The sequence below is a fragment of the Legionella steelei genome (assembly GCF_001468005.1).
Lineage (GTDB): Bacteria > Pseudomonadota > Gammaproteobacteria > Legionellales > Legionellaceae > Legionella > Legionella steelei.
On sequence record NZ_LNYY01000006.1, the window covers coordinates 1 to 15,289 of the forward strand.

Below are 15,289 nucleotides of genomic sequence, written 5' to 3' on the forward strand. Positions count from 1 at the left end.
GCACCTATTGCAATGGACGAAGGTTTACGTTTCGCAATTCGGGAAGGTGGCCGTACTGTTGGCGCCGGTGTTGTTGCGAAAATTATCGAGTAGTAAGTTAAATTGTTTTGGCATGAATTAGATAAATTCATGCCAACTAATTTAGGCCAGTAGCTCAATTGGCAGAGTGGCGGTCTCCAAAACCGCAGGTTGGGGGTTCGATTCCCTCCTGGCCTGCCAACATACAAGTGAATATGAAAAGTTCTAACGAAAATCAGGGTAATACTAAAGATATATTATCATGGATGTCTGTAGTTCTTATAACTGCAGCGGCATTTTTTTGCACATATTACTATTCTTTTTCAGGTCCCATTCAGTCGATAATATGGCTTGCGTGGTTTTTGTTGTCTTTATTCTTTGCCTATATGACATCAGCAGGCAAGCAAGTATTTAAATTTGCTCAAGAGTCAAAAGTTGAATTGTTAAAAGTCGTTTGGCCTACCCGGCAAGAAACGATACAAACTACAACCATTGTAATTGTTATGGTCGCAGTAACCGGATTTATACTCTGGGGAGTAGATTCGGTGATGATGTGGGCAATTGCTAAAATAACGCATTTAGGGTGAATTCGGTGGAAGAGCACAAATCGAAACAATGGTACGTTGTACATGCCTATTCAGGTTATGAAAATTTCGTTATGCGTGAAATCAAATCTCGTGCACAGCACCATAATTTAGAAGATAGAATTGGTGAGGTTGTGGTCCCTTCAGAAGAAGTTGTTGAAATGCGTTCGGGCCAAAAGCGCAAGAGCACACGTAAATTTTTTCCTGGCTATGTTCTAGTAAACATGGTTATGGATGATCAAACTTGGCATATGATAAGAGCAATTCCTAGGGTTTTAGGTTTTATTGGCGGAACCAGCCAGACTCCCACACCTATTACTGATAAAGAAGCTCGTGCGATTATGCAGCGCGTTGAAGATGGTGTTACCAAACCAAGACCAAAAATTCTCTTTGAACCAGGTGAAGTGGTTCGCGTCAAGGAAGGACCATTTGTTGACTTTAATGGAGTCGTTGAAGAAGTCAATTATGAGAAAAACAGATTAAGAGTAGCGGTGTTGATTTTCGGACGCTCTACTCCAGTAGAACTTGAATTTAGTCAAGTAGAGAAAACTTAGTTCGCTAAGGTGCCCTGAGTAAATTTTTCTAAACATAAAAGTTTATAAAGATTTACTCAGGGCTATTTTGTGTAAAAGGGGAGCTAAAGCGAATAAAGAAATTTATATGTTCTTTATCATGCTAAGCGTATGACCCATAAGGAGTAAACATGGCAAAAAAAGTAGAAGCATATATTAAGTTACAAATTCCAGCGGGTAAAGCAAACCCAAGCCCACCGGTAGGCCCAGCTTTGGGACAACGTGGTGTTAACATTATGGAATTCTGTAAAGCGTTTAACGCCGCTACACAACAAATGGAGCAAGGATTACCTACTCCAGTTGTAATTACTGTATATAGTGATCGTAGCTTCACCTTTATTACTAAAACACCACCAGCTTCAGTTCTTCTGAAAAAAGCTGCTGGTATTCAAAGTGGAAGTGGTACACCTAACACTAAGAAAGTGGCAAAACTTAACGTCAAGCAACTTGAAGAAATTGCGAAGATTAAGGAACCTGATTTAACTGCAGCAAGTTTAGCAGCCGCAGTGAGAAGTATTGCAGGTACTGCACGCAGTATGGGTATTGACGTTGAAGGTTTAGAATAAGGGGGTTGCCATGGCTAGAGTATCTAAGAAACAAAAAAAGATTTTAGAGACAATTAAACAAAACCATTTATATAGTGCTAGTGAAGCAATCAATCTTTTAAAGCAATTTGCTTCAACTAAATTTCGTGAAAGTTTAGATATAAGCGTTAATTTGGGCGTTGATCCTCGTAAGTCAGATCAAGTAGTTCGTTCATCAACTAACTTGCCTAAAGGTACTGGAAAAGTGGTACGTGTAGCTGTATTTGCACAAGGTGAAAATGCAACTAAAGCCAAAGATGCTGGTGCTGATATTGTTGGTTTTGAAGATCTTGCTGATAAAATCAAAGGTGGTGTGATGGACTTTGATGTGGTCATTGCTACACCTGATGCAATGCGCATAGTTGGTCAGTTAGGTCAGGTTTTAGGCCCAAGAGGCTTGATGCCAAACCCAAAAGTTGGAACAGTTACAACTAACGTTGAAGCAGCTGTTAAAGATGCAAAATCAGGTCAGGTACGTTATAGAACTGATAAGAATGGTATCATTCATTGCACAGTAGGAAAGGTTGATTTTGCTGCTGAAGACATCATTGAAAACATGATTGCTTTAATTAATGACCTGAAGAAAGCGAAGCCTACTTCGTCAAAAGGCCAATATTTAAAGAAAATATCTTTATCTACAACAATGGGACCTGGTATAGCTATTGATATTTCGTCAATACCTGTGTAACATATCCACCCATTTTTTAGGAATTCACGGCATAGATTTGGTTCCATGCCGTCGAAGACCGCAGGTGCTAACGCTTAATTTCCTGCGCAGACGGTGAACCGGCTCCAATTTAATAAAAGAGACGGCCACCATAACTGGCAAATCCTTGCGATTTGTATACATTAGGAGGTCAGTAACGTGACATTAAATTTAGCTGAAAAGAAAGCTGTTGTTGAAGAAGTGACTGCGGTCGCCTCAAAGGCTATTTCGGCAGTAGTTGCTGATTATCGTGGTTTAACTGTTAATCAAATGACGCATTTACGTAGTGAAGCACGTAAATCTGGTGTTTATCTTCGTGTTGTAAGAAACACTTTAACAAGAAGAGCTTTTAAAAACACTGAATTTGAATGCTTGAACGACTTGCTTGTTGGCCCGTTGTTCATTGCGCTATCACTGGAAGCACCTAGTGATGCTGCAAGACTACTTAAAGAATTCACTAAAACATTTGATAAACTTGAAGTCAAAGCATTATCAGTAGGCGGAAAAGTATATAAAGCAGATCAAATTGATGCTGTTGCAAGCTTGCCGACTCGTGATGAAGCGATTGCCAAGTTGATGTATGTGATGAAAGCGCCAGTTGAGAAATTTGTCAGAACTCTTGCTGAGCCACATGCTAAATTAGTTAGAACCTTAGCAGCAGTAAAAGATAAAAAAGCAGGTTAAATCTCATTTAATCATTAAATTAATTTTAAATCAGGAGCTAGTAATGGCTGTGTCAAAAAATGATATTTTAGAAACCATAGCAAACATGTCTGTTATGGAAGTTGTTGAGTTAATTGAAGCAATGGAAGAAAAATTCAATGTTTCTGCTGCCGCTGCTGCTGTTGCAGTTGCTGCTCCAGCTGCTGCTGCTGCCGCTGCTGAAGAACAAACTGAGTTTACAGTTGTTATGACCAGCTTTGGTGCAAACAAAGTAAACGTAATTAAAGCAGTTCGTGGCATTACTGGTCTTGGCTTGAAAGAAGCTAAAGACTTAGTAGAAGGTGCTCCTTCAACTATTAAAGAAGCTGTATCTAAAGACGAAGCTGCTAACATCAAGAAAGAACTTGAAGAAGCTGGTGCTTCAGTAGAAGTTAAATAATAAAGTTATATCAGTGAGATAGGACCCAGCCATGGTTTCATGGCTGGGTTTACGTGTTTGAAGTCATCAATAATTTACAGAGGAAACACCATGGCCGTTGCAGAAGCTAAACCTCAATATTCGCATGCTGAGAAAAAACGATTTCGCAAAAGCTTTGGTACGCAGGCCGATAAAATGGCAATACCAAATCTGCTTGAAATTCAATTAAAATCTTACAGAGATTTTCTTCAGGCTGATAGCAAGTCAAACGAACACTTTAATACAGGATTGCATGCTGCATTTTCTTCTGTGTTCCCCATCGAAAGTTTTTCTGGCAATGCACGATTAGAATATGTTGGTTACAAATTAGGTGAACCAGCATTTGACGTCCGTGAATGCAAATTGAGAGGCTTAACTTATTCTGCTCCACTAAGGGTTAAAATTAGACTTGTTGTTCTTGATAAAGATGCAAGCGAAGATCCTAAGCCAATCAAAGACATTAGAGAACAAGATGTTTTTATGGGTGAAATTCCCTTAATGACTGATGTAGGTACATTTGTAGTAAATGGTACCGAGAGAGTTGTTGTTTCTCAATTACATCGTTCTCCAGGTGTTATATTCGAACATGATAAGGGCAAAACCCATTCATCTGGTAAGTTATTATATTCCGCACGCATTATACCCTATCGTGGTTCTTGGTTAGATTTTGAATTCGATCCAAAAGATTGTGTTTATGTGCGAATTGACAGAAGACGTAAACTTCCTGTTAGTATCCTTTTAAGAGCTTTAGGATATGAAACAGAAGATATCCTTAATGAATTTTTTGAAATGACTAGCTGCCATCTTAAAAATGGCGAATATCATATTGATCTTATTCCTCAGCGTTTACGAGGTGAAATTGCTTCATTTGATATTCATGTTCCTGAAACTGGGGAACTTATTGTAGAACAAGGTAGAAGAATCACTGCACGCCATATTAAACAAATGGAAAAGTCTCAGATGAAAGATCTGATCGTGCCACGTGACTACTTGATAGGAAAAACATTAGCAAAAAATGTAATTGACACTTCTACTGGAGAGTTTATTGCTCAAGCAAATGATGAGGTAACTGATGAGTTGCTTGATCTAATGGCTTCAAATGGAATCCATGAATTAGATATGATTTATACAAATGATCTTGACCATGGTTCTTACATATCAGATACATTGAAAATTGATCCTACTTCAAGTCAACTTGAAGCACTTGTTGAAATTTATCGTATGATGCGTCCTGGTGAGCCACCAACTAAAGAAGCTGCCGAAGCGTTATTTAAAAATTTATTTTTTGTTGATGAGCGTTATGATTTATCAGCTGTCGGTAGAATGAAGTTTAACCGACGAGTTGGAAGAAAAAATGATGATGGCCCTGGAACTTTGACTAAAGAAGACATCCTGGCTGTTATCAAGACCTTGATCGACATTAGAAATGGTATTGGTATGGTTGATGATATCGACCATCTTGGTAACCGACGTGTTCGAAGCGTTGGTGAGATGACTGAAAACCAATTCAGAGTTGGCCTTGTACGTGTTGAAAGAGCGGTGAAAGAGCGTCTGAGTTTGGTTGAATCCGAAAACCTTATGCCACAAGATTTAATTAATGCCAAACCTGTTTCTGCTGCAATTAAAGAATTTTTCGGCTCAAGTCAGTTATCACAGTTTATGGATCAGGTTAACCCACTATCTGGTGTTACTCATAAGAGAAGGGTTTCTGCATTAGGCCCAGGTGGTTTAACACGTGAGCGTGCAGGTTTTGAGGTTCGTGACGTACATACAACACACTATGGTCGTGTTTGTCCAATTGAAACTCCTGAAGGTCCGAACATTGGTTTGATCAACTCATTGTCTGTTTATGCTAGAACGAATGATTATGGATTTATTGAAACTCCATGTCGTAAAGTAATTAATGGTCGTGTAACTGACGAGATCGAGTATTTATCTGCTATTGAAGAAGTTGATCAATATATTGCGCAATCAAGTGTAGCTCTTGATAAAGATGGAAACATACTTGCAGACTTAGTTCCATGTAGACATCAAAACGAATTTTCGTTAACTACACCGGATAACATTAACTACATGGATATTTCTCCAAAGCAGATCGTATCTGTAGCGGCGTCCTTAATTCCATTCTTAGAACATGATGATGCGAACCGTGCTTTGATGGGATCAAACATGCAGCGCCAAGCAGTACCCACTTTGCGTTCTGAAAAACCTTTAGTAGGTACTGGAATGGAACGTATCGTTGCTTCAGATTCAGGGGTTTCTGTTGTTGCAAAACGTGGTGGAATTATTGATCTTGTTGATGCATCACGTATCGTAGTTCGCGTGAATGATGATGAGACTACAGCCGGTGAAACTGGGGTTGATATTTATAACCTAACGAAGTATTTTCGCTCCAACCAAGATACTTGTATTAACCAACGTCCTATAGTTAATACCGGTGATCTCATTCAACGAGGCGACATTTTAGCAGATGGTCCTTGTACTGATATGGGTGAGTTGGCGTTAGGTCAGAACTTACTGGTTGCCTTCATGCCTTGGAATGGATATAACTTTGAGGACTCCATTCTCATATCTGAGCGTATCGTACAAGATGACCGATTCACTACAATTCATATAGAAGAACTAACATGTATTGCTCGTGATACTAAATTAGGTACTGAAGAAATCACTGCAGATATTCCCAATGTTGGTGAATCAGCACTTTCTAATTTAGATGAGTCTGGAGTAGTGTTTATTGGTGCAGAAGTTAAAGCAGGCGATATCCTTGTTGGAAAAGTGACTCCAAAAGGTGAAACACAACTTACTCCTGAAGAGAAGTTGTTACGCGCTATTTTCGGAGAAAAAGCTTCTGATGTTAAAGACTCTTCGCTTCGCGTTCCATCAGGAATGAACGGTACTGTTATTGATGTACAAGTATTTACACGCGATGGCTTAGAAAAAGACGCACGTGCAAAAAGTATTGAAGAGGAACATCTAGCGCGAGTCCGTAAAGACTTAGTTGATGAGCGACGTATTCGTGAAGAAGACATCTACCATCGTGTGGCTAATATTATTGTTGATAAAGTAGCAACAGGTGGTCCAGGAAATCTGAAACCAGGTTCTAAAATAAATCAAGAATACTTGGATAAAATTGGCAGAGATAAGTGGTTTGATATTCGTCTTGAAAATGATGTTTTAAGCCAACAATTAGAACAACTTTCAAAACAACTTGAAATGTTGTCTAAAGAAATGGAAAAACGCTTTAATGACAGTCGTAAAAAAATTATTCAGGGTGATGATCTTGCTCCGGGTGTTTTAAAGATTGTTAAAGTATATCTTGCTGTAAAAAGACGCATCCAACCTGGCGATAAGATGGCTGGTCGACATGGAAACAAAGGGGTTATTTCTATTGTTGTTCCTGTCGAAGATATGCCACATATGGAAGATGGTACATCAGTAGATATCGTTCTTAACCCATTGGGCGTACCTTCGCGTATGAACATTGGACAAGTACTGGAAACTCACCTTGGTTTGGCTGCTAAAGGTTTAGGTAATAAGATTGCACAAATGTTAGATTCACGACAAAGTGCAGCTGAAATTAAATCTTTCTTGAGTAAGATTTACAACCATGACGGTGTCCAAAGAGTTCATTTAGAATCTCTTAATGATGAAGAGCTATTCAGATTGGCGGACAATCTACGTGCAGGTGTCCCAATGGCAACGCCTGTGTTTGATGGCGCTTCTGAAGAAGAAATAAAAAGCATGCTACAGCTCGCAGATTTGTCTTCTGATGGTAAAACCTTCTTAGTTGATGGTAGAACCGGAAGCAAATTTGATAACCCAGTTACTGTAGGTTACATGTACATGTTAAAACTAAACCATTTAGTTGACGATAAGATGCATGCTCGTTCAACTGGCTCATATAGCCTAGTAACACAACAACCGCTAGGTGGTAAAGCTCAGTTTGGGGGACAACGCTTTGGGGAGATGGAAGTATGGGCTCTCGAAGCATATGGTGCAGCTTATACATTACAGGAAATGTTGACTGTGAAATCAGATGACGTTGGTGGTAGAACAAAGATCTACAAAAATATTGTCGATGGCGATCATCGTATGGACCCAGGAATGCCTGAATCTTTCAATGTATTGTTGAAAGAAATCCGTGCATTGGGAATAGATATCGAACTCGACCACGATTAATTTTCAGCGTTTAATACTGATTAACAAATTTTTGGAGGCATAGACTTGAGTACTCTAAACGACGATCCAATGAATGAACCAATGAGAAAAGCTCCTGTGATGAGCGACCTGCTTGGTATCCTTAAGCAACAAGGACAAAGCGAAGAGTTTGACGCGATTAAAATCGCGTTGGCCTCACCCGAATTAATTCGCTCTTGGTCATATGGTGAAGTAAAAAAACCAGAAACAATCAATTATCGTACATTCAAACCTGAACGAGATGGTTTATTCTGTGCCAAAACATTTGGCCCAGTAAAAGATTATGAGTGCTTATGTGGGAAATACAAACGACTTAAGCATCGCGGCGTTATTTGTGAAAAATGCGGTGTTGAACTTGCGCTGGCCAAAGTACGTCGTGAACGTATGGGGCACATTGAGCTTGCGAGCCCTGTAGCACATATCTGGTTCTTGAAGTCATTACCTTCCAGAATCGGCTTATTACTGGATATGACATTAAGAGACATTGAACGTGTTCTTTATTTTGAAGCGTTTGTTGTTGTTGATCCAGGAATGACTGAACTAGAGCGTGGTCAATTGCTCAATGATGAAGTATATCTTGATGCAATGGAACAATATGGTGATGAGTTTGATGCACGTATGGGTGCTGAAGCAATTCGTGATTTGCTGCGCCAAGTTGATTTGGAAGAGGAAATCAAGAGTTTACGCGAAGAGTTACCAACTACCAGTTCAGAAACAAAAATTAAAAAAATCACTAAAAGATTAAAACTGCTCGAAGCATTTTATGAGTCTGGTAATAAGCCAGAGTGGATGATTATGGATGTATTGCCTGTTCTTCCACCTGATTTAAGACCGCTAGTACCATTAGATGGTGGACGTTTTGCCACGTCAGATCTTAATGACTTGTACCGTCGTGTTATCAATAGAAACAATCGCCTGAAGAGACTTCTGGATCTAAATGCACCTGATATTATCGTGCGTAACGAAAAGAGAATGTTACAAGAATCAGTTGATGCGCTATTGGATAACGGCCGTCGTGGTCGTGCGATTACGGGTACTAACAAGAGACCACTCAAATCCTTAGCAGATATGATTAAAGGGAAACAAGGTCGTTTCCGTCAAAACCTATTGGGTAAACGTGTTGATTATTCGGGTCGTTCTGTAATTGTCGTGGGTCCAACTTTGAAACTGCATCAATGCGGTCTTCCAAAGAAAATGGCTCTTGAATTATTTAAGCCATTCATATTCAGCAAACTTGAATTCCGTGGTTTGGCTACAACAATTAAAGCTGCCAAGAAAATGGTTGAGCGTGAAGAGTCAGTTGTTTGGGATATCCTAGACGATGTGATTCGTGAACATCCGATTTTGTTAAACCGTGCTCCTACGCTACATAGACTCGGTATTCAGGCATTTGAACCGGTATTAATTGAAGGTAAGGCGATTCAGCTGCATCCTTTAGTTTGTACCGCGTATAACGCTGACTTTGATGGTGACCAAATGGCGGTTCACGTGCCATTGACTTTGGAAGCACAATTAGAAGCTCGGTCCTTAATGATGTCGACTAACAATATTTTGTCACCCGCGAGCGGTGAGCCAATTATTGTTCCCAGCCAGGACGTTGTACTTGGTTTGTATTATTTAACTCGTGAAAAAGTTAATGCATTAGGCGAAGGTAAGATTTTTGTTAGTGCTCAAGAAGCGCAGAACTTTTACGAGTCAGGTCATCTTGATATCCATGCTAAAATTAAAATCCGTATGGCAAAAGAAGACGGACCAGGGCACCATTTGGTAGAAACAACAGTTGGTCGTGCAATTCTTGCTGAGGTTTTACCTAAAGGTATGACCTTTGCGCAGATAAACCGTACCATGACCAAAAAAGTAATTACTAAGGTTATTGATACCTGTTATAGAAATTTTGGTTTGAAAGAAACTGTAATTTTTGCTGATAAGTTAATGTACACTGGCTTCAAGTATGCAACACGTTCTGGTATATCAATAGGTATTGAGGATATGGAAATACCTGATGACAAAGCCAGCATTATTGAGCATGCAGACAACGAAGTTCGGGAAATTGAATCTCAATTCCGTTCGGGTTTGGTAACCAATGGCGAACGTTACAACAAAGTAATCGATATTTGGTCCAGAACGAATGAATTAGTTGCTAAATCAATGATGAGTAAGATAGCAACAGAAGAAGCTGTTGATGCACAAGGTAAGCAAGTAAGACAAGAATCCTTTAACCCAATTTTCATGATGGCTGACTCAGGCGCTAGGGGTTCTGCAGCACAAATTAGACAGCTTGCTGGTATGCGTGGATTGATGGCAGCACCAGATGGCTCAATCATTGAAACACCAATTACTGCGAACTTCCGTGAAGGTTTGAACGTATTCCAATACTTTATTTCAACTCACGGAGCTCGAAAAGGATTGGCGGATACCGCGCTAAAAACTGCTAACTCTGGTTACTTAACACGACGCTTAGTAGATGTGGCACAAGATGTAGTGATTACTGAAGACGATTGTGGTGTCGATACGGGTGTTTTAATGCAACCACTGATTGAAGGTGGTGATATCGTTGAACCGTTACATGAACGTGTATTAGGACGAGTCGTTGCATCTGATGTTTATATTCCTAATCAAAGTGAGCCGGTTGTAACTGCTGGTACATTGTTAGATGAAGAGTGGGTTGAAAAGCTGGAAAAACAGGGTGTGGACCAAATCCTGGTTCGTTCACCAATTACCTGTCAAACTCGCTTTGGATTATGTGCTAAGTGTTATGGTCGTGATTTAGCAAGAGGTCACCTCGTTAATACGGGGGAAGCTGTGGGTATTATTGCAGCTCAATCAATTGGTGAGCCTGGAACACAGCTAACAATGCGTACCTTCCATATTGGAGGAGCTGCATCTAGAGCAACAGCGGCGAATAATATTCAGATTAAAACAAAAGGGGTTATTCGTTTACATAACATTAAAACGGTAACTCATGAAAACAAAAACCTGGTTGCAGTATCACGCTCTGGTGAGGTTACTATTGTGGATGAGTTTGGACGTGAGCGCGAACGTTATAAGTTACCTTATGGTGCTGTAATCTCAGTTCACGATAATTCAGCTGTAGATGCTGGACAAGTTATTGCTACTTGGGATCCGCATACGAACCCAGTAATTTCTGAGGTAACTGGACATCTGAAATTTGTCGATTTAATTGATGGTATTACCATGAATCGACAAACTGACGAATTAACAGGTTTGAGTAATATTGTAGTTATTGACGCAAAACAACGAAGTGCTGCGGGTCGTGATTTACGTCCTATGGTAAAACTTGTTGCTGAGAATGGTGATGATATTTATCTGGCTGGTACCAATGTTCCTGCCCAATATTATCTACCTGTGGATGCGATCGTTAATTTTGAAGATGGCAATCACGTGGGCATTGGAGATGTTATTGCACGTATTCCTCAAGAGCGTTCTAAGACACGTGATATTACAGGGGGTCTACCAAGGGTAGCCGACTTGTTTGAAGCACGTAAGCCTAAAGATTCAGCGGTTATGGCTGAAGTTTCAGGAATGGTTAGCTTTGGTAAGGAAACAAAAGGTAAGAGAAGATTAATTATTAATGTTTCTGAAGACCAATGTCATGAAGAATTGATTCCTAAGTGGAGACATATTTCCGTCTTCGAGGGAGAGCATGTTGAGCGCGGTGAAATTATCGCTGAAGGTGCACTCAATCCGCATGATATCTTACGATTACTTGGTGTTGGTGCATTAGCTAATTACATTGTAAATGAGGTACAAGACGTATATCGTTTACAAGGTGTAAAAATTAATGACAAACACATCGAAACAATTGTACGACAAATGCTACGTAAGCGTGTGATTACTTTTGCTGGGGATTCAAAATTCTTGGCAGGGGAGCAGATTGAAGAAAGCGTCTTGTTGCAAGAAAATGACAAACTTATTGCTGATGGAAAACAAACTGCCAGAGGGACACCTATATTACTGGGTATTACAAAGGCATCTTTGGCAACTGAGTCATTTATTTCAGCTGCTTCATTCCAGGAAACAACAAGAGTTCTAACTGAAGCTGCTGTGAGTGGTAAAGTTGATGATTTACGTGGGTTAAAAGAAAACGTGATGGTTGGTCGCTTGATTCCTGCTGGAACAGGTTACGCGTATCATCAAAGCCGTAAGGCAAAAAGAGCTAAGGCTGCAGCCGGTGAGCACCCAGTGCATACCGTTACTGCAAGTGATGTTGAGCATGCGTTAAGTGAAGCATTAAACGCAGATAATCAAGAGCACTAAGTTCGGATTCGAAAACGGCAGATTAAACTTGACAAATCTGCCGTAGCTATATAGAATCCGGCCTCCTTATGCATTCGAAATAATCAAAAGAGACAGATCGGAGTTAAGTATAAATGGCTACTATTAATCAGTTAGTAAGAAAGCCTCGTGTGGACGTAAAGAAGAAAAGTAACGTACCTGCACTAGAGTCATGTCCACAGCGACGCGGTGTGTGTACACGCGTTTACACTACTACACCTAAGAAACCTAACTCAGCTATGCGTAAGGTTGCTCGTGTACGTTTGACGAACGGATTTGAAGTTTCATCATACATTGGTGGAGAAGGCCATAACCTCCAGGAGCACTCAGTTGTTCTAATTAGAGGTGGTCGTGTAAAAGACTTACCTGGTGTGCGTTATCACACTGTACGCGGTAGCTTGGATACCTCTGGTGTTAACGATCGTAAACAAGGTCGTTCAAAATACGGTACCAAAAAACCAAAAGATAAAAAATAACTGATTGTAGGAAATCGAAATGCCTAGAAGAAGAGAAGTCCCCAAAAGAGAAATTTTGCCAGATCCTAAACATCATAGTGAATTATTAGCAAAATTCATCAACGTATTAATGGTTAGCGGTAAGAAATCTACTGCTGAAAAAATAATTTACGGTGCTTTGTCAGTTATGGAAGAGCGCGTAAAGAAACTTAAAAAAGCAGATGAAGAAGGCGAATCTGGTTCTACAGGTGGTTCTGGTACAGTTCTTCGCTACTTTGAAAATGCTTTAGATAATGTTCGTCCAAGCGTTGAAGTTCGTTCACGTCGCGTTGGTGGTGCTACATATCAAGTTCCAGTGGAAGTTAGAAATGATCGTAGCATTGCATTAGGTATGCGCTGGATTGTTCAAGCTGCACGTACTCGTGGCGAAAAAGGGATGATGTTACGCTTGGCTGGTGAACTGATGGATGCTTACGAAAGCAAAGGTTCTGCAGTGAAAAAACGCGAAGATACACATAAAATGGCAAAAGCCAACCAGGCGTTTGCACATTTTAGATGGAACTAAGAGAGGGTTAATCCGTGTCTACTCCACTAAAACTATATAGAAATATAGGTATTGCAGCCCACGTTGATGCTGGAAAAACTACAACAACAGAGCGTGTACTGTACTATACTGGTATGTCTCATAAAATTGGTGAGGTTCATGACGGTGCTGCAACAATGGACTGGATGGTCCAGGAGCAAGAGCGCGGTATTACTATTACCTCAGCAGCAACAACTTGCTACTGGGCAGGTATGGATAAGCAGTTTGAGCCTCATCGCATCAATATTATCGATACCCCAGGGCACGTTGACTTCATGATTGAAGTAGAGCGTTCATTACGTGTACTTGATGGTGCTATTGTAGTGTTTGACTCAGTATCTGGAGTAGAGCCACAATCTGAAACGGTTTGGCGTCAAGCAAATAAATACGGTGTGCCTCGCATTGTATTCGTCAATAAGATGGATAGAATGGGTGCCAATTTCCTTAGAGTTGTGAGTCAAATTAAACAACGATTAGGTGCAAACCCAATTGTTGTTCAGTTACCCATTGGTGCAGAAGAAGAATTTAAAGGGGTCATTGATCTCATTAAAATGAAAGCAATTCACTGGGATGAAGACAATAAAGGAATGACTTTTGAGTACAAAGATGTTCCAGAAGATCTTAAAGAGCAATGCGAAGAATACCGCGCGCTCCTTATTGAAGCTGCTGCAGAAGCAACTGAAGAACTTATGGAAAAATATCTTGAAGGTGCAGAGTTTACCGAAGCAGAAATTAAAAAAGCATTACGGCAATTGACTGTTAGTAACCAAATAGTACCTGTTTTTTGTGGCTCAGCTTTTAAAAACAAAGGCGTTCAAGCAGTATTAGATGGAGTAATTGAATATTTACCTTCTCCAACTGATATCCCTGACGTTCAAGGTGTTGATGAAGATGGTGAGCCAGCTTCTCGTAAAACAAGTTATGATGCACCGTTTTCGGCTTTGGCTTTTAAAATTGCTACTGATCCATTTGTTGGTACATTAACTTATTTTAGAACCTATTCAGGTATCTTGAAAAGTGGTGATACTGTTTATAACTCTGTGAAAGCAAAAAGAGAACGTATCGGCCGTTTATTACAGATGCATGCCAATTCACGCGAAGAGATTAAAGAAGTAAGAGCGGGTGATATTGCTGCAGCTGTAGGACTTAAAACTGTAATGACTGGTGATACTTTATGTGACACAGAAAGTGTTGTCATATTAGAACGAATGGACTTTCCAGATCCAGTAATTGCAGTAGCTGTTGAACCAAGAACTAAAGCTGACCAAGAAAAAATGGGTATTGCTCTTGGTAAATTAGCTCAAGAAGACCCGTCATTTAGAGTTCATACTGATGAAGAATCAGGACAAACTATTATTGAAGGTATGGGTGAGCTTCATTTGGAAATTATTGTTGACCGTATGAAGCGTGAGTTTAATGTTGAAGCTAATGTTGGTAAGCCTCAAGTTGCCTATCGCGAAACACTAAAACAAGCTGTGGAGCAAGAAGGTAAATTTGTAAGACAATCAGGTGGGCGTGGACAGTATGGTCACGTTTGGCTGAAGATTGAACCTCAAGAACCTGGAAAAGGTTATGAATTTGTCAATGCGATCGTTGGTGGTGTTATTCCTAAAGAATATATCCCTGCAGTTGATAAAGGGGTTCAGGAGCAGATGCAAAATGGTGTTATTGCTGGATATCCAGTAGTGGATGTTAAAGTCACATTATTTGACGGTTCATTCCACGAAGTGGATTCTAGTGAGATGGCATTTAAGATCGCTGGTTCACAATGCTTCAAGCAAGGTGCGTTAAAAGCTAAACCTGTATTGCTTGAGCCTATTATGAGTGTAGAAGTCGTAACCCCTGAAGATTACATGGGCGATGTTATGGGTGACCTTAACAGACGACGTGGTCTGGTTCAAGGAATGGAAGATTCTCCAGCAGGAAAAATTGTGAGGGCGGAAGTTCCATTAGCAGAGATGTTTGGTTATTCAACCGATTTACGTTCTGCGACTCAAGGAAGAGCAACATATACTATGGAATTTAGTAAGTATGCGGAAGCACCAACTAACATTGCTGATGCAATTATTAAGAAACAATAAAAGTTAACGAGGTTATTGAAATGGCGAAGGAAAAATTTGAACGTAAAAAACCACACGTTAATGTGGGCACGATTGGTCACGTAGACCACGGTA

The 15,289-nt window shown here is 40.0% G+C and carries 13 protein-coding genes and 1 tRNA gene; all 14 read left to right on the plus strand.

Annotation, left to right across the window (positions count from 1 at the left end; translation table 11 throughout):
* The coding region (locus tag Lste_RS18655) for an EF-Tu C-terminal domain-related protein (protein ID WP_076547599.1) at positions 1-93 on the plus strand (93 nt) is incomplete at its 5' end.
* Between the two features lie 50 nt (positions 94-143).
* Positions 144-219, plus strand: a tRNA-Trp gene (locus Lste_RS02470).
* A 14-nt stretch (positions 220-233) separates the two neighbouring features.
* Positions 234-605 carry a preprotein translocase subunit SecE gene (secE, locus tag Lste_RS02475; protein WP_058509519.1) on the plus strand — a complete coding sequence of 124 codons (372 nt, stop codon included), beginning with the start codon at positions 234-236 and terminating at the stop codon, positions 603-605.
* A gap of 5 nt (positions 606-610) precedes the next feature.
* Positions 611-1,156: a transcription termination/antitermination protein NusG gene (gene nusG / locus Lste_RS02480; protein ID WP_058509520.1), complete on the plus strand. Its 546-nt coding sequence runs from the start codon at positions 611-613 to the stop codon at positions 1,154-1,156.
* Positions 1,157-1,305: 149 nt separating this feature from the next.
* Entirely contained in the window at positions 1,306-1,740 is a 435-nt protein-coding gene (rplK, locus tag Lste_RS02485) for a 50S ribosomal protein L11 (RefSeq protein ID WP_010654844.1), read from the plus strand.
* Between the two features lie 10 nt (positions 1,741-1,750).
* Positions 1,751-2,446: a 50S ribosomal protein L1 gene (gene rplA / locus Lste_RS02490; RefSeq protein WP_058509521.1), complete on the plus strand. Its 696-nt coding sequence runs from the start codon at positions 1,751-1,753 to the stop codon at positions 2,444-2,446.
* A gap of 177 nt (positions 2,447-2,623) precedes the next feature.
* Positions 2,624-3,148 (plus strand): 50S ribosomal protein L10, encoded by a 525-nt coding sequence (gene rplJ, locus Lste_RS02495; protein WP_058509522.1) that lies wholly within the window; start codon positions 2,624-2,626, stop codon positions 3,146-3,148.
* 43 nt (positions 3,149-3,191) lie between these two features.
* Positions 3,192-3,566, plus strand: coding sequence for a 50S ribosomal protein L7/L12 (rplL, locus tag Lste_RS02500; protein WP_058509523.1), 375 nt, complete (start codon positions 3,192-3,194; stop codon positions 3,564-3,566).
* A gap of 90 nt (positions 3,567-3,656) precedes the next feature.
* A complete protein-coding gene (gene rpoB / locus Lste_RS02505) occupies positions 3,657-7,763 on the plus strand; it encodes a DNA-directed RNA polymerase subunit beta (protein WP_058509524.1) in 4,107 nt (1,368 codons plus the stop codon).
* 99 nt (positions 7,764-7,862) lie between these two features.
* Positions 7,863-12,059, plus strand: a complete 4,197-nt coding sequence (gene rpoC / locus Lste_RS02510) for a DNA-directed RNA polymerase subunit beta' (protein WP_058509527.1) — start codon at positions 7,863-7,865, stop codon at positions 12,057-12,059.
* A gap of 113 nt (positions 12,060-12,172) precedes the next feature.
* A complete protein-coding gene (gene rpsL, locus Lste_RS02515; RefSeq protein WP_010654837.1) occupies positions 12,173-12,553 on the plus strand; it encodes a 30S ribosomal protein S12 in 381 nt (126 codons plus the stop codon).
* Between the two features lie 19 nt (positions 12,554-12,572).
* Complete coding sequence (gene rpsG, locus Lste_RS02520) at positions 12,573-13,097, plus strand: 30S ribosomal protein S7 (RefSeq protein WP_058509525.1); 525 nt, start codon at positions 12,573-12,575, stop codon at positions 13,095-13,097.
* 14 nt (positions 13,098-13,111) lie between these two features.
* The gene (fusA, locus tag Lste_RS02525; protein ID WP_058509526.1) at positions 13,112-15,196 is read left to right on the plus strand and encodes an elongation factor G; all 2,085 of its coding nucleotides are present in this window, start codon (positions 13,112-13,114) and stop codon (positions 15,194-15,196) included.
* Between the two features lie 20 nt (positions 15,197-15,216).
* A partial coding sequence (locus Lste_RS19875) for a hypothetical protein (RefSeq protein ID WP_229293845.1) occupies positions 15,217-15,289 on the plus strand: 73 nt, incomplete at its 3' end.